Annotated in this window: 20 protein-coding genes; 9 read left to right on the top strand and 11 right to left on the bottom strand. The window is 74.0% G+C overall.

Translation table 11 applies throughout. The annotated features are described in order from the left end of the window. Positions 1 to 37: 37 nt before the first annotated feature. The 5 genes from HPC71_RS16990 to HPC71_RS16970 form a co-directional block, all read right to left on the bottom strand. Complete coding sequence (locus tag HPC71_RS16990; RefSeq protein ID WP_154614641.1) at positions 38 to 1,789, bottom strand: ABC transporter ATP-binding protein; 1,752 nt, start codon at positions 1,787 to 1,789, stop codon at positions 38 to 40. Next, a complete protein-coding gene (locus tag HPC71_RS16985; RefSeq protein WP_216656444.1) occupies positions 1,786 to 3,531 on the bottom strand; it encodes an ABC transporter ATP-binding protein in 1,746 nt (581 codons plus the stop codon). Before HPC71_RS16985 ends, HPC71_RS16990 begins: the two co-directional genes overlap by 4 nt. A gap of 57 nt (positions 3,532 to 3,588) precedes the next feature. Further along, a complete protein-coding gene (locus HPC71_RS16980; RefSeq protein WP_154614642.1) occupies positions 3,589 to 4,602 on the bottom strand; it encodes a hypothetical protein in 1,014 nt (337 codons plus the stop codon). After that, entirely contained in the window at positions 4,599 to 5,057 is a 459-nt protein-coding gene (locus HPC71_RS16975; protein ID WP_171896960.1) for a DUF6328 family protein, read from the bottom strand. The genes HPC71_RS16980 and HPC71_RS16975 overlap by 4 nt, the downstream gene beginning before the upstream one ends. A 66-nt stretch (positions 5,058 to 5,123) precedes the next feature. Continuing rightward, positions 5,124 to 5,675, bottom strand: a complete 552-nt coding sequence (locus tag HPC71_RS16970; RefSeq protein ID WP_154614643.1) for a YbaK/EbsC family protein — start codon at positions 5,673 to 5,675, stop codon at positions 5,124 to 5,126. Positions 5,676 to 5,746: 71 nt separating this feature from the next. On the opposite strand from HPC71_RS16970, the gene HPC71_RS16965 reads away from it, so the two are divergent. After that, entirely contained in the window at positions 5,747 to 6,649 is a 903-nt protein-coding gene (locus tag HPC71_RS16965; RefSeq protein ID WP_171896959.1) for a glycerophosphodiester phosphodiesterase family protein, read from the top strand. On the opposite strand, the gene HPC71_RS16960 is transcribed toward HPC71_RS16965, so the two are convergent. Together HPC71_RS16960 and HPC71_RS16955 are read right to left on the bottom strand one after the other, a co-directional pair. Next, positions 6,646 to 6,894: a hypothetical protein gene (locus HPC71_RS16960; RefSeq protein ID WP_154614644.1), complete on the bottom strand. Its 249-nt coding sequence runs from the start codon at positions 6,892 to 6,894 to the stop codon at positions 6,646 to 6,648. The genes HPC71_RS16965 and HPC71_RS16960 overlap by 4 nt on opposite strands. Then, a complete protein-coding gene (locus HPC71_RS16955) occupies positions 6,891 to 8,156 on the bottom strand; it encodes a PspC domain-containing protein (protein ID WP_171896958.1) in 1,266 nt (421 codons plus the stop codon). The genes HPC71_RS16960 and HPC71_RS16955 overlap by 4 nt, the downstream gene beginning before the upstream one ends. Positions 8,157 to 8,323: 167 nt before the next feature. Here HPC71_RS16955 and HPC71_RS16950 point away from each other — a divergent pair, with 167 nt between their 5' ends. The 4 genes from HPC71_RS16950 (at position 8,324) to HPC71_RS16935 (ending at position 12,188) form a co-directional block, all read left to right on the top strand. Then, positions 8,324 to 9,610 carry an ATP-binding protein gene (locus HPC71_RS16950; RefSeq protein WP_154614646.1) on the top strand — a complete coding sequence of 429 codons (1,287 nt, stop codon included), beginning with the start codon at positions 8,324 to 8,326 and terminating at the stop codon, positions 9,608 to 9,610. After that, complete coding sequence (locus tag HPC71_RS16945) at positions 9,603 to 10,271, top strand: LuxR C-terminal-related transcriptional regulator (RefSeq protein WP_154614647.1); 669 nt, start codon at positions 9,603 to 9,605, stop codon at positions 10,269 to 10,271. The genes HPC71_RS16950 and HPC71_RS16945 overlap by 8 nt, the downstream gene beginning before the upstream one ends. Before the next feature lie 67 nt (positions 10,272 to 10,338). Continuing rightward, on the top strand, positions 10,339 to 11,772 hold the full coding sequence (locus HPC71_RS16940) for an APC family permease (protein WP_154614648.1): 1,434 nt from the start codon (positions 10,339 to 10,341) through the stop codon (positions 11,770 to 11,772). A 56-nt stretch (positions 11,773 to 11,828) separates the two neighbouring features. Next, entirely contained in the window at positions 11,829 to 12,188 is a 360-nt protein-coding gene (locus HPC71_RS16935) for a hypothetical protein (RefSeq protein WP_154614649.1), read from the top strand. A 149-nt stretch (positions 12,189 to 12,337) separates the two neighbouring features. Here HPC71_RS16935 and HPC71_RS16930 read toward each other — a convergent pair whose 3' ends face one another. Continuing rightward, entirely contained in the window at positions 12,338 to 13,366 is a 1,029-nt protein-coding gene (locus HPC71_RS16930) for a type IV toxin-antitoxin system AbiEi family antitoxin domain-containing protein (protein ID WP_154614650.1), read from the bottom strand. Between the two features lie 248 nt (positions 13,367 to 13,614). On the opposite strand from HPC71_RS16930, the gene pcrA reads away from it, so the two are divergent. Further along, entirely contained in the window at positions 13,615 to 16,104 is a 2,490-nt protein-coding gene (pcrA, locus tag HPC71_RS16925; RefSeq protein WP_154614651.1) for a DNA helicase PcrA, read from the top strand. Between the two features lie 152 nt (positions 16,105 to 16,256). Here pcrA and HPC71_RS16920 read toward each other — a convergent pair whose 3' ends face one another. Continuing rightward, complete coding sequence (locus tag HPC71_RS16920) at positions 16,257 to 17,246, bottom strand: M23 family metallopeptidase (RefSeq protein WP_154614652.1); 990 nt, start codon at positions 17,244 to 17,246, stop codon at positions 16,257 to 16,259. A gap of 179 nt (positions 17,247 to 17,425) precedes the next feature. On the opposite strand from HPC71_RS16920, the gene HPC71_RS16915 reads away from it, so the two are divergent. From HPC71_RS16915 to sucD, 3 genes are all read left to right on the top strand, one after another. Further along, positions 17,426 to 17,848 (top strand): hypothetical protein, encoded by a 423-nt coding sequence (locus HPC71_RS16915; RefSeq protein WP_154614653.1) that lies wholly within the window; start codon positions 17,426 to 17,428, stop codon positions 17,846 to 17,848. 178 nt (positions 17,849 to 18,026) lie between these two features. Continuing rightward, complete coding sequence (sucC, locus tag HPC71_RS16910; RefSeq protein WP_171896957.1) at positions 18,027 to 19,193, top strand: ADP-forming succinate--CoA ligase subunit beta; 1,167 nt, start codon at positions 18,027 to 18,029, stop codon at positions 19,191 to 19,193. A gap of 19 nt (positions 19,194 to 19,212) precedes the next feature. Next, complete coding sequence (gene sucD / locus HPC71_RS16905) at positions 19,213 to 20,094, top strand: succinate--CoA ligase subunit alpha (RefSeq protein WP_154614655.1); 882 nt, start codon at positions 19,213 to 19,215, stop codon at positions 20,092 to 20,094. 94 nt (positions 20,095 to 20,188) lie between these two features. Here the strand turns inward: sucD and HPC71_RS16900 are convergent, their stop codons facing one another. Further along, positions 20,189 to 21,106, bottom strand: a complete 918-nt coding sequence (locus tag HPC71_RS16900) for a hypothetical protein (RefSeq protein WP_154614656.1) — start codon at positions 21,104 to 21,106, stop codon at positions 20,189 to 20,191. Next, a complete protein-coding gene (locus HPC71_RS16895; RefSeq protein ID WP_154614657.1) occupies positions 21,099 to 21,602 on the bottom strand; it encodes a SigE family RNA polymerase sigma factor in 504 nt (167 codons plus the stop codon). The genes HPC71_RS16900 and HPC71_RS16895 overlap by 8 nt, the downstream gene beginning before the upstream one ends. Between the last annotated feature and the right edge of the window lie 66 nt (positions 21,603 to 21,668).

Raw genomic sequence — 21,668 nt, 5'->3', positions numbered from 1 at the left:
GGCTCCCGGGCCGGCCCGGCTGCCGGCCGGGAGCCGCTCAGGACCGCCCGTGCCAGGACTCCCACAGGGCGGCGTAGGAGCCGCCGGCGGCGACCAGCTCGTCGTGGGAGCCGAGCTCGGCGATCCGGCCGTCCTCGACGACCGCGACCCGGTCGGCGTCGTGGGCCGAGAAGAGCCGGTGGGCGATGGCGATGACCGTGCGGCCCTCGAGGACGGCGGCCAGCGAGCGCTCGAGGTGCCGCGCGGCGCGCGGGTCGATGAGCGAGGTCGCCTCGTCCAGGACGAGGGTGTGCGGGTCGGCCAGCACGAGCCGGGCGAGCGCGACCTGCTGGGCCTGGGCGTCGGTGAGCGCGAGACCGCCCGACCCGACGACGGTGTCGAGCCCCTCGGGGAGCGCGTCGGCCCACTCGAGCGCGTCGACGGCGGCGAGGGCGGCGCGTACGTCGTCCTCGGTCGCGCCGGGCTTGGCGGCCAGCGCGAGGTTCTCCCGCAGCGTGCCGACGAAGACGTGGTGCTCCTGGGTGACCAGCGCGACGTGGCCGCGCAGGTCGTCGAGCGGCAGCTCGGTGAGGGCGACCCCGCCGACGGTGACCGAGCCGGTGCGCGGCGGGTGGATGCCCGCCAGCAGCCGCCCGAGCGTGGACTTGCCGGCGCCGGAGGGGCCGACCATCGCGAGCCGCTCACCGGCGCCGACGTGCAGGTCGACCCCGTGCAGCACGTCGCGGCCCGAGCCGTAGGAGAACCGGACGTCCTGGGCGCGCAGCTCCTCCCCGTCGGGGACCCGGTCGGTCGCGGTGCGGTCGTCGGGCACGTCCGCGACGCCGAGCAGGCGGGCCAGGGACGCGGCGCCCATCTGGAGCTCGTCGAGGATCGAGACGATCCGGTCGACGGGGTCGATGAGCATCTGGACGTACAGCGTGGCGGCGGTGACGTCGCCCAGCGAGACGTCCCCGCGCAGGTAGAGCCAGCCGCCGACCAGCAGCGTGCCGACGGTCGGCAGCAGGTAGCTGATCTCCATGCTGGGGAAGAACACCGTCCGCAGCCGCAGCGTGTAGCGCTCGGCCGCGAAGGAGTCCGCGATGTCCTCATCGATCGCCCGGACCCGCTCCTCGCCGAGCCCGAGCGCCTCGACGGTGCGGGCGCCGTGGACGGTCTCGGTGAGCGTGGCGTTGATCTGGGAGTACGTCGCGGACTCGCGCAGGTAGCCGTCCTTGGCGCGGGCGAGGTACCACCGCAGGCCGATGACGAGCGGGGGCACGCCGAGCAGGCAGGGCAGCGCGACCCACCAGCCGACGCTGAGCGCGGCGGCGAAGGTCGCGACCGCGGTGATGACCGCGATCGTCCACTCCGGCAGCGCCATGCGCACCGACCAGCCGAGCTGGTCGACGTCGCGGCTGGTGCGGGTGAGCAGGTCGCCGGACCCGGCCGCCTCGACGGTGCCGAGCGGCAGCGCGAGGGCGTTGCCGACGAAGTCCTCACGCAGGTCGGCGAGCACCTTCTCGGCCAGCACCTGGCTGATGTAGCGGGCGTAGCGGGTCAGCACCGCCTGGGCCACCACGAAGCCGGCCAGCAGCAGCATGATCCGGTCCACGTGGTCGGTGGTGGTGCCCTGCTCGACCGACTCGACCAGGTCGCCGATCAGCCGGGGTGCGGCGAGCGCGGCGACGGCGGCGAGCACGTGGAGCAGCAAGGCGCCCCACACCATCCGCGGGTGGCGGCGCACCAGCGCGCCGGCGTACCGCCGGACGGTGCGGGTCCCGGCGACGGGCAGGGAGGTGGCGGCGCTCATCGGTCGGTCTCCCCGGTCGTGACTGCGGTGGGCTCGGGATCGGTCTCGCGGGTGACGACGCGGCGGTACTCCGGCTCGTCGGCCAGCAGGTCGGCGTGCCGGCCCGTCGCGACGACCACGCCGTCGCGGACGAGCGCGACCTCGTCGACGGCGTCGAGCAGCAGCGGGCTGGAGGTGGTGACCACGGTGGTCCGGCCGGCGCGGTGCTCGCGCAGCCGCGCGGCGATCCGGGCCTCGGTGTGGGCGTCGACGGCCGAGGTCGGCTCGACCAGCACGAGCACCTCCGGCTCCGCGACGAGCGCGCGGGCCAGGACGAGCCGCTGGCGCTGGCCGCCGGAGAAGCTGCGACCGCGCTCGGCGACAAGGGTCTCCAGGCCGTCGGGGAGCGCGGTGAGGATGTCCTCGGCCGAGGCGGTGTGCAGCGCGCGGTCGACCGAGCGGCCGTCGCCGGAGACGTCGAGCCGGTCGCCGAGGCGGCCGGAGAACAGCATGGCGCCGGTGTCGGAGACGACCACCCGGCGACGTACCTCCGCGCGCGTCAGGCCGCTGAGGGGTACGCCGCCGAGCCGGACGTCGTCGTCGACCTCTGCCGCGCACATGCCGAGCCGGTCGGCGAGCGCGGCGGTCTCGTGGGGCTGCTCGCTGACCAGCGCGACGAGCGAGCCGGGGCGCACCCGCAGGCCGCTGCGCAGGTCGACCAGCTCGGAGCCCTCGGGCGGGGAGGGGAGGGGCTCGGCGGGGTCGGTGTGGTCCGGGGTCAGCGCGAGCACGCGGACGACCCGGGCGGCGGCGACGCGGGCGCGGATGAACTTGTTGGCGAACTCCGTGGCCGTCCGCAGCGGGATCATCAAGAACGCGGAGTAGCCGTAGAAGGCGACCAGGTCGCCGGGGCTGATCGTGCCCTGCACGGCGTACCGCGCGCCGAGCCAGACGACCAGCACCACGAAGACGCCGGGCAGCAGGACCTGGAGCGCGTCGAGGACCGACTGGAGCTTGGCGACCTGGACGCCCGCGCGGCGGGTGGTCTGCGACTCGCGGCGGTAGCGGTCGTGGAAGACCTGCTCGCCGCCGATCCCGCGCAGCACGCGCAGGCCGGTCACGATGTCGGTGGCGGTGTTGGACAGGTGGCTCATCAGCTCGCGCTGCCGGTGGGTGCGGGTCTGCAGCGGGGAGAGCAGCGGCCCGACGAGCAGCATCAGTGAGGGGACGCCGACCAGGACGACCAGCCCGAGCGTGGTCGAGGTCTGCAGCAGGATCACCGCGACCAGCACGAAGGAGACCACCGCCCCGGCGAACCGGGCGAAGACGTCCATGACCTGCCCGAGGTGGGAGAGGTCGGTGGTGCCGATGGCCACGACCTCGCCGCCGGAGACCTTGCGCGGCAGCGTGCCGCCGAGGTGGACCGACTGGCGGCCGACGAGCTGGACGGTGCGGTACGCCGCGACCAGCCAGTTCGTGACCGCGAACCGGTGCCGCATGATCCCGCTCGCGGCCTGCACCAGGCCCACGACCAGCAGCAGCCCGGCGAGCCACAGCAGCGCGCGGCCGTCGCGGTCCGCGACGCCCTGGTCGATCGCGCGGCCGATGATCGCCGGCATCACCGCCTGGGCGCCCATCCACACGATCCCGAAGCCCGCGCCGGCGGCGAGGGTGCGCCACTGGCCCCGGGCCATCCACCACAGGAACCTTCCCGGCGATCTGCTGTCGGCGGTGCCGGGGTTCTCGAGCGGGAGGTGGATCACCGGACAACGTTAAGGAGGCGACCCGGTCGGCGACGAATCGTTTACCGCCGGATCACCTCAGCTGTCGCCGAGACCACACGCGTCGGCCGCGAACGCGATCGCCGCGGCCGCACCCGCCTCGCCCATCCGCAGCACCAGCTCGCCGGGGCGGCCGTCGAGCCGCACCCGCAGCCGCAGTGCGGTCGCGCCGCCGGACTCGAGGAACGCGTGCGCGTCGCACCGCGTCGGCTTCACCGGCAGCGCCGCCCGCACCGGCCGCCCGTCGCCGGTGACCCGCAGGCCCGGCGACCACGCCGAGGCCCCGTCGGCGGGGGAGAGGATCGGGGTCCCGCCGACGGTCTCCACGACCAGCTCGTGCCCCGCGGCGCCGGTGGGGACCGCCACGAGGGTCAGGGTCGCGGTGTCCCCGACCTCGACGGGTACGTCGCTGGGCGCGACGACCCGGTCGGCCCACCGCAGCGTCGCGACCTCGGCCACGGCGAGCTCGAGGCAGCGGGCCCGGACGAACCGCCCCACCACGTCGGCCGGGTCCGCCACCGGGACCGACTCGGTCACCCCGTCGTGCCGCACCGTGAGCCGCCCGAGGGGCCGGCCCCCATCCGCGCCGGGGGCCGCACCGGCAGCCGCGCCGCAGACCGGCCGGTCCGGCAGGGCGAGGGGGTAGCCGCGCTCGGCCTGCGCCGGCGCCGACCGCAACCGCCCGGCGACGAGCGGCGCCCGCAGCCGCGGGTCGCGGTAGGTGATCCGCGTCGGGGCGATCGCCCCGGTGGTGTCGTTGTCGACCCACACCTGGAACCGGCCCAGCGCGGCGTCCCGTGAGGACTGCCGCAGGTCGGCGAGGAGCCGCCCGGTCGGCGGCTCCTCGGGCGGTGGCGGCAGCGGGGTGAGCGTGCGGATCGACGGGGACGGTGCTTCCGCCGTCGTCGGCGCCTCCTCGGCCGAGCAGGCGGCGAGGACGGCGAGGACTGCGACGGCCAGGAGCACCGCGACCACGGGCACGGTCCGGCGCCGGGCGCTCCCGCGGCGCTCGGTCATGGGGGTCATGGGGGTCATCGGGTCGTCGCGGGTCATCGGGCGAGCCTGCGCGGCACGAGGACGAGCAGCACGGCGGCGAGCGTCCCGAGGGAGGCCGCCGCGACGCCACCCGCGACCGGGCCGACGACCACGTCGAAGACGAAGAACGACAGCAGGGCGACCATCCCGCCGATGCAGGCCAGCACCGCCCGCAGCGTCTGCTGGGCGCGGCCGACCAGTCGCTCCTTGACGTGCTGCCCGCTGAGCCGGCGGTGGATCGCGATCGGCGTGGTGACCAGCAGCGTGGTGACCAGCGCGGTCACCACCAGCACGAGGTAGACCGCGTGCTGGTAGCGCTCCAGCCTCTCCCAGAACACCTCCTGGAACGGCAGCGTCAGCAGGAAGCCCGCGAGCAGCTGGGTGCCGGTCTGCATGACGCGCAGCTCCTGGAGCAGGTCCGCCCACAGGCGGTCCAGCCGCTCCTCCTCGGTCTCGTTCCGACCGCGCTCCACCTCAGCAGTGTGCGCCTGCGGCGGCGTCCGCGCGACGGGTCCGCCGCCGGCAAGGGGGCTGAGGGGCTACCCGACCTCGACCGCGAGGTCCTCGACCAGCTCCGCGCCGGGGAGGGCGGCGACCAGCCGGCCGGGCAGCAGCAGCTTGGAGCGGCGTACGCCGGAGCCGATGATCGCCACGTCGACGTCGGCGACCCGGGCGTCGACCAGCAGCCGCCAGCCGGCGGGCAGGCCGACGGGGGTGATGCCGCCGTACTCCATCCCGGACTCCTCCACGGCCCGGTCGGTCGGCAGGAACGACGCCTTGCGCACGTCGAGCAGCCGCTTGACCCGGTTGTTGACGTCCGCGCGCGTGTCGGCGCGGACGATGCACGCCGCGACCCGCTCCTCCCCGTCGCGCCGGCCGCCGACCAGCACGCAGTTGGCCGAGGCGGTCAGCGGCAGGTCGTAGGCCTCGGTCATCGCGGCGGTGTCGGCGAGGTCGGGGTCGATCTCCACGACCGCGACCTCCGCCGCGTGCGCCCAGCCGGCCAGGGCGGCGGCCACCGGCGGGGCCAGCAGCGCGGGGTGCTCGGTCGCGGGCAGGGGGACGAGGGAGCCGAGGGACGGGAGCGTCATGTCGCGATCCTGACACCGGGCGTTCACGTCGTCCCCGCCACCCGGCCACCCACGGCGCCGACGCTGGCCGCGTGATCGCACCCGTCACCGCCCTGCCGCAGGTCATCGGCCACCGCGGCGCCCCCGGCCACCGCCCGGAGAACACCCTCGCCTCCTACCGCCTCGCCGTCCGCCTGGGCGCCGACGCCATCGAGCCCGACCTCGTGCCGACCCGCGACGGCGTCCTGGTCGCCCGCCACGAGCACGAGATCTCCCGCACCACCGACGTCGCGCTCCACCCCGAGCTCGCCGACCGCCGCTGCACCAAGGTCGTCGGCGGCCGAGAGGTCACCGGCTGGTTCACCGAGGACCTCACCCTCGCCGAGCTGCGCACGCTGCGCGCCGTCGAGCGGCACCCGCGGCTGCGCCCGGGCAACACCCGGTACGACGGCCGGTGGCCGGTCCCGACGCTGGACGAGATCTGCGCGCTGGTCCACCACGAGTCGCGGCGCTCCGGTCGCCGGATCCGGCTGTGCGCGGAGGTCAAGGAGGCGTCGTACTTCGCCTCGATCGGGCTGCCGGTCGAGTCCACGCTGCTCGAGGTGCTGGCCCGCCACCGCCTCGACGGGCCGGGTGGCCGCTGCCAGGTGCAGTCCTTCGAGGAGGACGTGCTGCGCGGGCTGGCCGGGCGGACCGAGCTGCCGCTGGTCCAGCTGGTCGACGCGGGGGAGCGGCCCGACGTCGCCCGCGTGGCGACGTACGCGCAGGTCCTCGGCGTGCACACCAGCCTCGCGACCCCCGCCCTGGTCGCCGAGGCGCACGCCGCCGGTCTGGCCGTCCACGCCTGGACGCTGCGCGCCGAGCTGGTGGCGGACCCGTACGCCGAGGCCCGCACCCTGCTCGACGCCGGCGTGGACGGCCTCTTCTCCGACCAGCCCGGCCTCACCGTCGAGGCACGGGCGCAGTGGCTGGCGGCCCAGGAGCAGACGGGCTAGATCTCGCCGTCCTGGTCCTGCCGCTGGTCGGTCCCGCGGAGGCGGGGCCCGAGGGTGGTGACCACCAGGCCGACCACGCCGGCGAGGATCCACGGCACCGGCAGCAGCCAGCGCACGTCCTCGCCCTGCACGGCGTCGGCCTGCACGACCCCCCAGATCGCCACCAGCCCGAGCAGGGCGATCCCCATGACCAGGTAGCCGACGTTGACAGGGTGGCGGCCCTCGCGCCAGGTGCGGTCGCTCATCGGGTGCCTCCTTCGGTGTGGATCTCGATACCACCGACGCCGACGTGGGCGTCGAGGGTGAGGACCGGGGCGGGGTCACCACCCTCGAGCAGGACGGTTCTCTCGATGCCGAGGCCGCTGTGGTCCTCTCCGAAGACCCGCGCGTTGCCGATGCCGATCGAGGTCTCGGCCGTCACGTCCACCCCCGTCGGGACGAGCACCTCGACCCGGCCCACCCCCATCTCGACCAGGAGCGTGCGCCCGTCGAGGTTCTCGATGTCCGAGATGTCGGTCAGGTCGATGAACAGGTCCCCGGTGCCGTTCTGGTACGACGAGGCGAGGCCCGCGGTGCTGCTCGGCCGGTGGGTCACCTGCCCGCCGTCCAGCTCGGTGGCCAGGGTGTTCGCCGCCATGCTGAGCGCCGCCACCAGGCCGACCGCGATCAGCCCACCGGCGCGCCCCCAGAACGCGCCGACCAGGAGCATCACGCCGCAGACGGCCACGACGAGCGCGGAGTAGGCGGCGTTCGGGACCGGCACGCCGCCCAGGTCGAGCAGGCTGAGCACGCCGATCCCCAGCGCGCACAGCGCCATCGTGAACCAGAACAGCACCGGACCGCGCCGGCGCGCCGGGGCCGGCGGGGGCGGCGGCAGGGGAGCGGTCGGCATGGTCGGCGGCGGCGCCCACCCGGCGTACGGCCCGGGGGCGGCGCCGACCGGGACGCTCGGGTCGGGCGAGCCCGCCGGGCCCACCGGGCTCCCCGGGGCGGCCGGGGCTGCGGGGCCGTACGCCGCGTAGGGAGCCGGGGCGGCGGGCGGGCCCTGATGGCGGCGGCGCCGGTTGCGGTCGGAGCGGTCGAGCACGAAGACCGCCGCGATGGCGACCACCACCACCGGCCACGGGAAGCTGTAGACACCCCACGTGTCGCCGAGCATGGCCAGCACGGCGACCCCGCCGGCGATGGTGAGGGCGACCGTGCGGTTGCGCTCGTCGAGGTGGAGGGTCGCCTCGGCCTGGTCGTCGACCGGGACGAGCAGCCACGCGGCGCCGTAGAGGATCAGCCCGGCGCCGCCGAAGAAGGTCAGCACCACGAAGGCCACCCGCAGGATCGCCGGGTCGATGTCGAGGTGGCGGGCCAGCCCGCCGGCCACCCCGGCGACGTAGGAGTCGGTGGAGCTGCGGCGCAGCTTGCCGAGGTCGCGCACCTCCTCCTTCGAGGCGCGGGGGCCGGAGGGGTGCTCCGGGCCCGGCTCGGGCGGTGCGTCGGGCGGTGTCGTGGTCATGGCACCACCCTGGCGCGGTCCGGCGGCCGGGACCATCGGGGGAACCCCTGGTCTGTCTCGGTCCCCGCGCCCCGGGACCCCGACCCCGGGCCGGGGGCGGGCTCAGGGGCGAGCCGGGGGCCGACCCCGTGGTGGGGGGCCGCTGCGGGTGCGACGATGAACCGGAGATGAGTGCCCACCCCGCGACCACCGCCCCGCCCCGGGAGGACGTGCGTCGCGCCTACCGCGACACCTCCGACCCCGTCGTCGGCGGCGTGGCCGCCGGGCTGGCGGCCCACCTGGCGCTGCCGGTGACCTGGGTGCGTGCGGCCTTCGTCGTCGCGACCGCGTTCGGCGGGCTCGGCGTCGCCTTCTACGGCGGGCTGTGGCTGGTGCTGCCCGCGCAGCCCTACGTCGAGGAGGAGGCGCCCGGCCTGGCCAGCGCCCGGCGGCGCGGCAAGCGACCGGGGCGGGTGCACCGGCTCGGCGACCTCGGGCCGGTGATCGCCGTGCTGGCGCTCGGTGTCGGCGCGCTGCTCATGCTCGAGGCGGCGTTCGGCCGGGGCGCCACCCTGTGGCCGATCGCCCTGGGCCTGGCCGGCCTCGCGCTGCTGTGGCGCCAGGCCGACGAGGTCCAGCGCGAGCGCTGGCTGGATCACACCGGCCGGCTCGACCCGGTGCAGATGGTCTTCGGCCGCGGCGGCTGGGCGGCGTACGCCCGCGTCGGGCTGGGCGTCGCGCTCGTCGTCTCGGCCTTCTTCGTCTTCGGCTTCGACACCGGCTCGCTGCGCGACGCCCGCGGCGCCGTCGTCGCCGGCGGCCTGGGCGTCATCGGCGTCGGCCTGGTCGCCGGGCCGTGGGTCTTCCGCCTGGTCTCCGACCTGGCCGCCGAGCGCGCCGAGCGGATCCGCACCCAGGAGCGCGCCGACGTCGCGGCCCACCTCCACGACTCGGTGCTCCAGACGCTGGCGCTGATCCAGAAGAACGCCGGCGACGCCGCCGCCGTCGCCCGCCTGGCCCGCGCCCAGGAGCGGGACCTGCGGGCCTGGCTGTACGTCGGGGAGTCGGCCGACGAGCCCACCGTGGCCAGCGCCCTGCGCGGCGTCGCTGCCGAGGTCGAGGACGCCCACGGCGTCTCGGTCGAGGTGGTGACCGTCGGGGACTGCGCGTTCTCCGAGCCGCTGCGCGCGGTCGTGCAGGCCACCCGCGAGGCGGTCACCAACGCCGCGAAGCACGCCGGGACCGGCCAGGTCGACGTGTACGCCGAGGTGACCCCGGCCGCCGTGGACGTCTTCGTCCGCGACCGCGGCCGCGGCTTCGACCCGGCCGCCACGCCGGCGGACCGGTACGGCGTGCGGCACAGCATCATCGACCGGATGGAGCGCCACGGGGGGACCGCCGAGGTCCGCACCGGCGCCGGCGAGGGGACCGAGGTGCGCCTGCACCAGCCCCGGCAGGAGGAGAGCCATGAGTGAGCAGACCCCGGTCTCGGTCGTCGTCGTCGACGACCACGCGATGTTCCGCCGTGGGGTGATCGCCGAGCTCGGCACGGCCGGCGTCGGCGCGGTGGACGTGCTGGCCGAGGCCGCGGACGTCGACGAGGCCGTCGCCGCGGTGGCGACGTACCGGCCCGACGTCGTGCTGCTCGACGTCCACCTGCCCGGGGGCGGTGGGGCCGAGGTGATGCGCCGGGCGACCGCGGCGGGGTCGGCGCCGGGCACGCGCTACCTCGCGCTCTCGGTCAGCGACGCGGCCGAGGACGTCATCGGCACGATCCGCGGCGGGGCGCGGGGCTACGTCACCAAGACGATCACCGGGCCCGAGCTGGTCGCCGCGATCGGCCGGGTGGCCGAGGGGGACGCGGTCTTCTCGCCGCGGCTCGCCGGCTTCGTGCTCGACGCGTTCTCCGGGTCGATCGAGGTCGCGGCGGTCGACGAGGACCTCGACCGGCTCACCGAGCGGGAGCGGGAGGTGATGCGGCTGATCGCGCGCGGCTACGCCTACAAGGAGGTCGCCAAGGAGCTGTTCATCTCCATCAAGACCGTCGAGACCCACATGTCGAGCGTGCTGCGCAAGCTCCAGCTCTCCTCTCGGCACGAGCTGACCCGCTGGGCCTCGGACCGGCGCCTGCTCTGACCTGCGGTTTCCGCCGTTCCCGGCGGGGGTAACGGGGCTCTGCACCGACTACCTGACGGGGGACCCCATGACCGCGGACACCGCCGACGCCGCCGGCTCGGAGGGGCTCGAGGAGACCGAGCTCAAGCGGACCATCACCGGCCCGCTCCTGTTCTTCTACGTGCTCGGCGACGTCCTGGGCTCGGGCATCTACGTGCTCGTCGGTGCGGTCGCCGCCGCGGTCGGCGGTGCGTTCTGGCTCGCCTTCGCCATCGGGATCACCGTCGCCACGCTCACCGGGCTGGCCTACGCCGAGCTCGTCACGAAGTACCCCCGGGCCGCCGGCGCCTCGCTCTACGTCAACAAGGCCTTCCACAAGCCGGCGCTGACGTTCCTCGTCACCATCGCGATGCTCTCGGCCAGCTTCGCCGCTGCCGGCTCGCTCGCCACCGGCTTCTCCGGCTACTTCGCCGAGGTCTGGGAGGCGCCCCCGGCCCTGCTCATCGGCCTGCTCTTCATCATCGGGCTCACGGTCGTCAACTTCATCGGGATCACCGAGTCGGTCGTCGCGAACCTGGTGATGACCGTCGTCGAGGTCGTCGGCCTGGCCATCGTCATCATCGTCGGGATCATCGTCATCGCCCAGGGCGACGCCGACTTCGGCGTGCTCACCGAGGTGTCCCCGGCCGACGACAGCAACAAGATCCTCGCCATCGTCTCCGGCGTCGCGCTCGGCTTCTTCGCGATGACCGGCTTCGAGAACGCCGCCAACATCGCCGAGGAGTGCACCGAGCCCCGGCGCACCTTCCCCAAGGCCCTGATCGGCGGCATGGTCGGCGCCGGCCTCATCTACGTCGCGGTCTCGGTCGCCGCCGCCCTCTCGCTGCCGATCCCCGAGCTCGCCGACTCCGAGGCCCCGCTGCTCGACGTCGTCAACTCCGGCGTGCTGCCGCTGCCGGCGGGCCTGATCATCATCGTCTTCGCGCTGATCGCGATGACCGCCATCACCAACACCACGCTGGTCGCCGTGGTCACCCAGTCCCGGATCCTCTACGGGATGGCCAACGAGGACGTCGTGCCCAGCGTCTTCGCCAAGCTGCACTCGGGCCGCAAGAGCCCCTGGGTCGGGCTGCTCTTCTCCGCCGTCGTCGTCTCCGGGCTGCTGGTCGCCGGCGCGATCCTGAACGAGACCGGCGTGGGCGTCGACCTGGTGACCCGCCTCGCGGCCGTCACCGTCGTGCTGCTGCTGTTCGTCTACGCGATGGTCATCGTCTCCGCCCTGCGCCTGCGCGGGCACGACGAGTCCGAGCAGACCTACCGGGCCTCCACGCCGCTCCTCGTGATCGGCATCGTCGGCAACCTCGGGCTGCTCGGCTACGTCGTCTGGGACGACCCCGCCTCGCTCATCTGGTGCGGCGCGCTCCTCGCGCTCGGGGTGGTGCTGTTCGTGCTGGAGCTGACCTTCGGCAAGCAGGACCGGCCGGAGGGCTACGACCGGGGTGACCCGAGTCTCAAGGGCTGAGGACCGGTCCGGTCCGGCGACCACGCCGGGCCTGCCGGTGCCCTAGCCTGCGGCGCATGGAGACCGTCCGGCTGATCCTGCTCTTCGTCCACATCCTGGGCTTCGCGGCCCTGCTGGGCGGCCTGCTCGTGCAGGCCCGCCTCCCCGAGAAGTCCGTCAACGCGCTGATGCGCGACGGCGCGGGCACCGCCTTCGTCGCGGGCCTCGCGCTCGTCGGGGTCATCGAGGGCGCGGACCTCGGCTCGCCCGACCACGTCAAGATCGCGGTCAAGCTGGTCGTCAGCCTGGTGATCCTCGGGCTCGTGATGGCCAACCTCCGCAAGGAGCGGATCAGCCAGGGCCTGTGGGCCCTCCTGCTCTTCCTCACCGTCGCCAACATCGCCGTCGCCGTCTTCTGGGCCCCCGCGCACGCCTGATCCGCCTCCGGCCCCGCCCCGGCCCGTTCCAGCCGCTCGCCGGTCTGGGGCGGGCCGGGTTGTTGTAACGGACCGTTCGCTTCTCTTCCTGCACGCTGCAACGTGCAGGAAGGGCGGCGAACAATGCGTTACATGTGCCGCCCGAGCCCTCAGGCCGCCGGCCGCCGACGGGCCACGACGTACGGCGCCAGGTCGCTGATGTCGGTGCCGAAGCGGGCCTCGGTGGCGGCCACCTCCCGCTCGATCCGGGCGAGTGCCGCGACCGTGCCCGGGCCGATCACGTCGCTCCAGACGAGCCGGCTCATGCCGAGCTGGTAGGAGCAGAACCAGTCCTGGCGCAGCTTCTCCTCCCACACGACCTGCTCGACAGGGCGGTCGTCCCCGTGACCGCGGTGGTACTTCAGCCGGCCGTCGAACTCGAAGAGGTGGCGGCCGAGCCGCACGTCGGCGAACCCGGTCCGGCCGTCCCGCGACAGGCCGAACTGGGTCTGCGGACGACCCCGACCCAGGCGCAGCACCAGCAGCCGGGCGAGCGTCTCCCCGACCGACTCGGCGCCGGGATCGCCCAGGTCGACTGCCTGCCGGGCCCGGTTGACGTGCGGCCAGCACGCCATCCGCGCAACCACCGCGTCGAGATCGCTGCGGCGGATTCCGGCTCGCAGCGCGCCGTCGACCGCGGCCACGCCGGTGGCCAGGTCGTGCTCGCGCGCCAGGTCGATCGCGGTGCGCGCCAGGCCGAGGACCGGGACGCCGTCGACGACCGAGGGCCGGTCGACCACGCCGTACGGCGCCAGGTGGTGCTTGACCTCGTGGCTGAACCGGCTGCGCTGGGGTCGGTTCCGCGCCGTCGCCGGCACCGGGACCGTCAGGTGGGTCACCGGCACCGCGGGCAGCGGGACGGCCAGGCCCCAGACGACGGCGGCACTGTCGTGGCTGCGGATGTGCGTCAGCCGGGTCGACAGGGCGACCGCGTCGTCGTGCAGCCGCTGGCGCTGCGCCCGCGTGGCCAGCGACGTGACGTGCTCGGATGTCGCGTACACGCCGCGCCGCACGGCCACCCACGCACCGGTCCGCACCCGGCGGTCGATCTCCCGCGGCGTCGTACCGGCGGCCACCGCCTGCCGACGGGTCAACAGGTACGGCGGACGGTCCAGACGGGCGGCGACCTCGGGGTGCATGTCCCCACGCTGCGCGGGGCGTCCGGCGGCGTACCGGGCTCCGGCCCCGCCCTGTGGACCGCGCAGCCCGGAGCCGTCGCTGTGGACGGTCCCGGGCCGGTGTCCGGGTCTGCGGGGGCTGCAGGGGCATGTAACGGACCGTTCGCTGCTCTTCCTGCACGCTGCAACGTGCAGGAAGAGCGGTGAACGATGCGTTACAACGCCCGCGCCGCGCCACCGTCCCCGGCGGAACGTAGGCTGGCGGCAGCATGAGCACCCCCTCCCTCCCCGGCTTCGAGCACCTGCTCGCCGACCCTCGGACCCCCTCCGCCGCGACGAGCGCCGGCGGCGCCCACGACGGCGCCCACGACGGCGCCCACGAGGACGACGGCTCCGCCGCCCGACCCGGTACGCCGCGGCGCGGGCCGACCCGCGAGGAGCTGCTCGAGGGGCTCAACGAGCCGCAGCGGGCGGCGGTCGTGCACGCGGGTGCACCGCTGCTGGTGGTGGCCGGTGCGGGGTCGGGGAAGACCCGCGTGCTGACCCGCCGGATCGCCTGGCTGATCCAGGAGCGGCAGGCGCACCCGGGGTCGATCCTGGCGATCACCTTCACCAACAAGGCCGCGGCCGAGATGAAGGAGCGCGTCGAGGACCTCGTCGGCAAGCGGGCGCGGATCATGTGGGTGAGCACGTTCCACTCCGCCTGCGTGCGCATCCTGCGCAAGGAGGCCGACAAGCTGGGCTACAAGTCGAGCTTCTCGATCTACGACGCCGCGGACCAGAAGCGCCTCATGCAGCTGGTCTGCAAGGACCTCGACCTCGACCCGAAGCGCTACCAGCCGGGCGCGCTGCTGCACTGGGTCAGCAACCACAAGAACGAGCTGCGCGACGTCGACGCGGCCAAGTCGGACGCCAAGAACAAGCTCGAGGAGACCTACGCCGCGGTCTACGACCTCTACCAGCGCCGCCTGCGCGAGGCGAACGCGATGGACTTCGACGACCTGATCATGGCGACGGTCAACCTCTTCCAGGCCTACCCGGAGGTCCGCGAGACCTACCGCCGGCGCTTCCGCCACGTGCTCGTCGATGAGTACCAGGACACCAACCACGCCCAGTACGCCCTCATCCACCAGCTCTGCGCCGACGACCCCGAGGCGACCGAGGGCCAGCGCGTGGAGCCGGCCGAGCTGATGGTCGTCGGCGACGCCGACCAGTCGATCTACGCCTTCCGTGGCGCCAACATCCGCAACATCCTCGACTTCGAGGAGGACTTCCCCAACGCCACCTCGATCCTGCTGGAGCAGAACTACCGCTCCACCCAGACGATCCTCACCGCCGCCAACGCCGTCATCGGCAACAACAAGGGCCGCAAGCCCAAGCGCCTGTGGTCCGACGCCGGCGACGGCGCGCGGATCGTCGGGTACGTCGCCGACGACGAGCACGACGAGGCGCGGTTCGTCTCCTCCACGATCGACGAGCTGGTCGACGAGCACGGCGTCCGGCCCGCCGACGTCGCGGTCTTCTACCGCACCAACGCCCAGTCCCGCGTCTTCGAGGAGGTGTTCATCCGCACCGGCCAGCCCTACAAGGTCGTCGGCGGGGTCCGCTTCTACGAGCGGCGCGAGGTGCGCGACGCGCTGGCCTACCTGCGGATGCTGGCCAACCCCGACGACCAGGTCTCGCTGCGCCGGATCCTCAACACCCCCAAGCGCGGCATCGGCGACCGTGCGGTCGAGTGCGTCAGCGCGCTCGCCGACCGCGAGCGGATCACCTTCTGGGAGGCGCTGCGCCGCGCCGACGAAGCCCCCGGCCTGGCCACGCGCTCGGCGACCAACATCCGCGGCTTCGTCGCGATGGTCGAGGAGCTGCAGTCGATGGTCGACGCGGGGGAGCGGGCCGACGTCGTGCTCGAGAGCGTCCTGGCCCGCTCGGGCTACATCGCCGAGCTCGAGGAGTCCGACGACCCCCAGGACGCCACCCGGCTGGAGAACCTCGCCGAGCTCGTCGCCGTCGCCCGCGAGTTCTCCGACGACCCCGTCGCCGGCCCCTCGGCCGACCCCGCCGACGTCGACGCCGGGACGGTCGCGCCGGGCCTGCGCGACTTCCTGGAGCGGGTCGCGCTGGTCGCCGACACCGACTCCATCCCGCAGGACGACGACGGCGTCGTCACGCTGATGACGCTGCACACCGCCAAGGGCCTGGAGTTCCCGGTCGTCTTCCTCACCGGCCTCGAGGACGGCGTCTTCCCGCACGCCCGCGCGCTCGGGGACCAGCCGGAGCTGGAGGAGGAGCGGCGCCTCGCGTACGTCGGCCTCACCCGCGCCCGCGAGCGGCTCTACATCTCCCGCGCGGTCGTCCGCTCGGCGTGGGGCGCGCCCTCGCACAACCCGGGCTCCCGGTTCCTCGACGAGCTGCCGGTCGACCTCGTCGACTGGAAGCGCACCGAGGCCGCGCAGACCTCGTGGAGCCGCCCGGACCTCACCGGCGGCAGCGGCAGCACCCGGCTGGCCACCCCGACCGCTGCGGGGCGCCGCAACTTCTCCTCGGCCGCGCTGCGCGCCGATGCCGCGGCGAAGTCCAAGCCGTCGCGGGAGGTGCCCGCGCTGGAGCCGGGCGACCGCGTCCTGCACGACTCCTTCGGCATGGGCACCGTCGTCGCGATCGAGGGGGTCGCGGAGAAGTCCGTCGCGTCGATCGACTTCGGCAGCGAGGGCGTCAAGCGGCTGCTGCTGCGGTACGCGCCGGTGGAGAAGCTGTAGGCCGGAGCGCAGCAACGGCCGACAGCTCGACGATGGTCGAGCAGGCCGCGTGACCGAGGGACGAGGTCGCGACCGGCGTGTCGGGACCTGGTGAGGTGCCCGCCGAGAGCAGGCACCGTCGGGCCGTCAGCGAGTCCGCTGACGCGGCCTTGCTACGGGTTGAGTCCGTGGACCCGGAGTGCGGCGTGCGGGTCGACCGGGTCGCCGGCGCCGGGGCGGACCTCGAGGTGGAGGTGCGGACCGGTGACGTGGCCGGTGGAGCCGACGGTGCCGATGACCTCACCGGCGCGGACGGTGTCACCGGGGGAGACGTTCATGGAGGTCTGGTGGCAGTACCAGATCTCGGTGCCGTCCTCGAGGGTCAGCACGGTCTTGTTGCCGTAGGCGCCGTCGTACCCGGCGCTGGTCACGGTCGCGTTGGCCACCGCCACCAGGGGCGTGCCGGTGGGCGCGGCGAAGTCCAGACCGGTGTGGTAGTTCGCCCAGAGACCGTAGTCGCCGTAGCGGGCGGTCAGCCGGTAGCCCTGGATCGGCATGACCCACTGGTTCTTGGCGATCTCCTGGGCGTGCGCCTCGGCGTCCTTGGCGAACTTGGCGAGCGCGGTGTTGCGCTGGCGCATCTGCTTGGCCGCGGCGGCGACGAGGTCGGCGTCCGCGGTGTCGTCGAGCGCGTCGCGACGCGAGTCGCGGCTGACGCGGCTGCCGCGCTCCAGGGAGTCGACCGAGGACGTGCCGCTGGCGCCGCCGAGGGCGCTGGGCTGCTGGACCTTGGTCTGCTCGGCGGCCAGGTCCGGCGTGGCGGTGGTGACGGCGCCGCCGACGGAGACGGCGAGGGCGGCCGCGCCGATGAGCGCGGGGGCCGAGGGCAGGACGCGGAAGCGGGGGCCGCGGGAGACGGCCTGCTTGACCGCCTTGCGCTTGCCCGGCTCGCTGCGCACGAGCGGCATCTCGACGGTGGCGTCGTGGTCGCGGAAGACGGTGGTCGCGTCGCCGGCGGGGCCGGGGGCGGTGGCGACGGGGTTTGCCTGGAGAGCCTCGCGGGTAGTGGAACCGCGTCCGGCCGCACGACGGCCGGCGGCCACCTCCGGGGTCTCCGAGGGGCGGCGGCGGGGGCCGCGACGTTCCGCTCGGTGGCTACCCATGAATGGTGACTCCGTTTGCTGTCGATTGCAGGCGTGCATGTTCGGGCCTGATCCACAAGGGCCAGGCGATTGAGCGACTGTAACGGACGGGTCACGACGTTCGAAATCGGCCTGGACAAGTTGTGGACAACCTGTGGATCACCTCCGCGGGCCGGTCGGTGGTCCTAGGCTTCCGCCCCGTGCCCAGGCTCCTGCTCGCCGCCGTGCCGTTCCCCGCGACGGCTCGAGCGGTTTCCGGGACGGCCCCCGGGGACGGTCCGGGCGAGGGTGCGGCCGAGGCGCTGACGCGGCTCGCCCGGGCGCTGCGCGACGCCGGCCACGAGGTCGTTCATGCAGGTCAGGGCGTGGATGACGGGCTCGTCGTGGCGGCCGCCGTGCAGGAGGACGTCGAGGTCGTCGTGCTCCTCGCGCCCGCGTCGTACGACGCCGGGGAGCTTGCCGCGCGCCTCGCCGGGGAGGACCCCTCCGACGGCGCCGAGACCACCGTCCTGGTGGTCGCGACGACCGACGAGCAGCCCGCCCAGGTGGTGCGTCGGGTGGCCGCTGGGACGGCCGTCGCCGTGGCGGACGACACGCCCGGGGACCCCCTCGGCGGGGGCTGAGGTCGGCCCCGGGGGGCACAGGTCGCGTGGCCGACGCATATGCGTTGCGTCACGAAGGAACCCTCCGCCCTCGTCGCGGACGCGGGGACAGGTCTAGGGTGCCGCGAGGACACCCCCGGGCCGCCGCGCGCCCCGCGCCGGACGCGGCCCGCACCCTGAATAGGACTGGTGGAATTTCGTGGACCTGATGGAGTACCAGGCGAAGGAGCTCTTCGCCAAGCACGGTGTAGCGACGACCCTCGGGACGGTCGTCGAGACCGCCGAGGCCGCCAAGGCCGCCGCCGAGGAGATCGGTGGCGTCACCGTCATCAAGGCGCAGGTCAAGGCCGGTGGCCGAGGCAAGGCCGGCGGCGTGAAGCTCGCCAAGACCGCCGATGAGGCCTTCGAGCACGCCTCGAACATCCTCGGCATGGAGATCAAGGGCCTCACGGTCAACCGCGTGCTCGTCACGCCCGCCACGCCCCCGGTGGAGGAGTACTACTTCTCCTTCCTGCTCGACCGCGCCAACCGCTCGCACCTGTGCATCGCGTCGGTCGAGGGCGGCGTGGAGATCGAGGAGGTCGCCAAGACCAACCCCGAGGCCGTGCGGCAGATCCCGATCGACGCCCTCGAGGGCGTCACCCCGGAGAAGGCCGCCGCGATCGTCGACGAGGCGAAGTTCCCCGCCGAGCTGCGCGACCAGGCCATCGAGATGGTCCAGGCGCTGTGGAAGGTGTACGTCGAGGAGGACGCGACCCTGGTCGAGGTCAACCCGCTGGCTCGCCTGGAGGGCGACAAGCTGGAGGCCCTCGACGGCAAGGTGTCGCTCGACGACAACGCCTCGGAGTTCCGTCACCCCGACCACGCGCAGTTCGAGATCCGCGAGGAGGCCGACCCGCTCGAGGCGAAGGCCAAGGACCTCGGCCTGAACTACGTCAAGCTCGACGGTGCCGTGGGCATCATCGGCAACGGCGCGGGCCTGGTCATGTCGACGCTCGACGTCGTCGCGTACGCCGGTGAGGCGCACGGCGGCGTGAAGCCGGCGAACTTCCTCGACATCGGCGGCGGCGCCAACGCCACCGTGATGGCCAACGGCCTCGACGTGATCCTCAACGACCCCCAGGTCAAGAGCGTCTTCGTCAACGTCTTCGGCGGCATCACCGCCTGCGACGAGGTCGCCAACGGCATCAAGGGTGCGCTGGAGATCCTCGGCGACAACGCCACCAAGCCGCTCGTCGTGCGCCTGGACGGCAACAACGTGGAGGAGGGCCGCCGGATCCTCGACGAGCTCAACCACCCGTTGGTGACGCAGGTGGACACGATGGACGGTGCGGCCGACAAGGCCGCCGAGCTGGCGAACGCCTGAGACAAGGAGACCTGACAGCATGACGATCTACCTCAACAAGGACTCCAAGATCATCGTCCAGGGCATCACGGGCGGGATGGGCTCCAAGCACACCAACCTGATGCTCCAGGCCGGGTCGAACATCGTGGGCGGTGTCAACGCCCGCAAGGCCGGCACCACCGTCGAGCTCAACGGCACCGAGCTGCCGGTCTTCGGCACCGTCAAGGAGGCCATGGAGGCCACCGGTGCCGACGTCTCGGTCGCCTTCGTGCCCCCGGCCTTCACCAAGGACGCCTGCATCGAGGCCATCGACGCCGAGATCCCGCTCCTGGTGGTCATCACCGAGGGCGTCCCGGTGCAGGACAGCGCCGAGGTCTTCGCCTACCTCCAGGGCAAGAAGACGCGGATGATCGGCCCCAACTGCCCCGGGATCATCTCCCCGGAGGAGTCGCTGGCCGGCATCACCCCGCACACCATCGCGGGCAAGGGCCCGGTCGGTCTCGTCTCGAAGTCGGGCACGCTGACCTACCAGATGATGTACGAGCTGCGGGACTTCGGCTTCTCGACCGCCATCGGCATCGGCGGCGACCCGATCATCGGCACCACGCACATCGACGCCCTCGAGGCCTTCGAGAACGACCCGGAGACCAAGGCGATCGTGATGATCGGCGAGATCGGCGGCGACGCCGAGGAGCGTGCGGCGGCCTACATCAAGGACCACGTCACCAAGCCGGTCGTCGGCTACGTCGCGGGCTTCACCGCCCCCGAGGGCAAGACGATGGGCCACGCCGGCGCGATCGTGTCGGGCTCCTCCGGCACCGCGCAGGCCAAGAAGGAGGCCCTCGAGGCCGTCGGCGTCAAGGTCGGCAAGACGCCGTCCGAGACCGCCGCGCTCATGCGGGAGATCCTGCAGAGCCTCTGAGGCACCCAGCAGCACCCAGCAGCACCCCGAACGGCCCCCGGCGATCCACGCCGGGGGCCGTTCGTGCGTCGTACGACGGGGTGCGGGCCGCGCCTCAGAGGTTCAGGACCTCGAGCCCGTCGCGGGTCGGGCCCACGACGTCGGTCTCGGCGCCCGAGGCGGCCGGCCAGCCGGCGAGCAGCGGGAAGCCGTCGGGGACGACCAGCGCCGCCGGGTCCGCGTCCTCGGCCAGCACGCTCGCCAGGTCGCACGGCTGGGCGTCGAAGACGCAGAGCGCGGTCCGGGGGAGCGCGGACTCCTCGAGGAGCAGCCGGGAGACCTGGTCGAGGGCGTCGGGCCCGCCGGCGCTGGTGTAGGCCTGGTCGACCAGCACGGCGTTGCCGTCGCGGGAGAGCCGGGTGAGGGTCAGGTCGCTGAGCAGGCCGGGCTCGGTCTCGGCCTGCTCGACGACGACCACCGTCTCGGCCTCGGCGCCCCCGGGGTCCTCGTCGGTGACGACGTAGCTCAGCGGCCCGACCGGGTCGGCGGCGCAGCCCTCGACGGTCGTGCGGACCCGCCGGAGGGCAGCGGTGGCGGCGTCGGCGTCGGCGTACACCGCCAGCGTGCGGCCGTGGAACCCCTCGACGTCGCCGGTGGAGGCGTCGGCGCGGGCGACGGAGCGCCCGAGGTCCCAGGTGTCCGCGGCGCACTGGTCGAGGTCGCGGACGCCCTCGTCCTCGACGGGCCCGCCGCGCAGGCCGGCGGCGAGCGGGTACTCGGCCGGCACCTCCTGGAGCCAGGAGGTGGCCGGCGGGGCGGGGCTGATCTCGCGGCCGTCGTCGGCGCCGGAGCGGGCCAGGCCGAGCGGGACGCCGACGGCGACGAGCGCGGCGGCCACGCCGCCGACGGTCGCCAGGGCGGTGGTGCGGCGGCGCCGCCGGTCACCCCGGCGGCGTACCTCGGCCGCGGGCAGCGGGTTCACGGTGGTCCCCTCGGTCCGGAGGTGCTGGAGGTCCTCGATCGGGTCACGCACGGGTCGCACCCTCCTGGTAGTCGGTGTCGTCGAGCAGGGCCGCGAGCGCGGCGCGGCCGCGGCTGAGCCGGGCCTTGACGGTGCCCTCGGGCACGCCGGTCTCGCGGGCCACGGCGTGGACCGGGAGGTCGGCGATGTGGTGGAGCACCAGCGCCTGCCGCTGCGCCTCGGGCAGCTGCCGGAGCGCGGCCACCAGCGCGACGTGGGCCTCGTTGGGCGCCGCGGTCTCGGTGCGCGCGCCGAGGGCCCGGTCGGCGGGCCGCCGGCCCCGCGTCGTACGTCGCCAGCGGCTGACCGCGAGGCGGTAGGCCGTCGTGCGCACCCACGCCTCGGGGTGCTCGGCGCGGTCCAGCCTGCGCCGGTGCGCCCAGGCCCGCACGAAGGCCTCCTGGACGCACTCCTGCGCCTCGTCGCGGTCCCCGATCATGGCGTACACCTGTCCGGTGATCCGTGGGAAGGACGCTGCGTAGAAGTCGTCGAACTCGCGTTCGTCCATCGACCCGTCCCGTCACTGTGCTCTCCGACCGGCCCTCGATGGCCGGTCGGGAGGGATACGCCCCGG

Source organism: Nocardioides marmotae, assembly GCF_013177455.1.
Taxonomy (GTDB): domain Bacteria; phylum Actinomycetota; class Actinomycetes; order Propionibacteriales; family Nocardioidaceae; genus Nocardioides; species Nocardioides marmotae.
This window is presented reverse-complemented; position numbering and strand designations above follow the sequence as displayed.

Excerpts from the sequence above, each read along its gene's own strand:
- HPC71_RS16990 (WP_154614641.1), bottom strand. The coding sequence starts at position 1,789 with ATGAGCGCCGCCACCTCCCTGCCCGTCGCCGGGACCCGCACCGTCCGG.
- HPC71_RS16980 (WP_154614642.1), bottom strand. The coding sequence starts at position 4,602 with ATGACCCGCGACGACCCGATGACCCCCATGACCCCCATGACCGAGCGC.
- HPC71_RS16970 (WP_154614643.1), bottom strand. The coding sequence starts at position 5,675 with ATGACGCTCCCGTCCCTCGGCTCCCTCGTCCCCCTGCCCGCGACCGAG.
- HPC71_RS16960 (WP_154614644.1), bottom strand. The coding sequence starts at position 6,894 with ATGAGCGACCGCACCTGGCGCGAGGGCCGCCACCCTGTCAACGTCGGC.
- HPC71_RS16955 (WP_171896958.1), bottom strand. The coding sequence starts at position 8,156 with ATGACCACGACACCGCCCGACGCACCGCCCGAGCCGGGCCCGGAGCAC.
- HPC71_RS16950 (WP_154614646.1), top strand. The coding sequence starts at position 8,324 with ATGAGTGCCCACCCCGCGACCACCGCCCCGCCCCGGGAGGACGTGCGT.
- HPC71_RS16945 (WP_154614647.1), top strand. The coding sequence starts at position 9,603 with ATGAGTGAGCAGACCCCGGTCTCGGTCGTCGTCGTCGACGACCACGCG.
- HPC71_RS16940 (WP_154614648.1), top strand. The coding sequence starts at position 10,339 with ATGACCGCGGACACCGCCGACGCCGCCGGCTCGGAGGGGCTCGAGGAG.
- HPC71_RS16935 (WP_154614649.1), top strand. The coding sequence starts at position 11,829 with ATGGAGACCGTCCGGCTGATCCTGCTCTTCGTCCACATCCTGGGCTTC.
- HPC71_RS16930 (WP_154614650.1), bottom strand. The coding sequence starts at position 13,366 with ATGCACCCCGAGGTCGCCGCCCGTCTGGACCGTCCGCCGTACCTGTTG.
- pcrA (WP_154614651.1), top strand. The coding sequence starts at position 13,615 with ATGAGCACCCCCTCCCTCCCCGGCTTCGAGCACCTGCTCGCCGACCCT.
- HPC71_RS16920 (WP_154614652.1), bottom strand. The coding sequence starts at position 17,246 with ATGGGTAGCCACCGAGCGGAACGTCGCGGCCCCCGCCGCCGCCCCTCG.
- sucD (WP_154614655.1), top strand. The coding sequence starts at position 19,213 with ATGACGATCTACCTCAACAAGGACTCCAAGATCATCGTCCAGGGCATC.
- HPC71_RS16895 (WP_154614657.1), bottom strand. The coding sequence starts at position 21,602 with ATGGACGAACGCGAGTTCGACGACTTCTACGCAGCGTCCTTCCCACGG.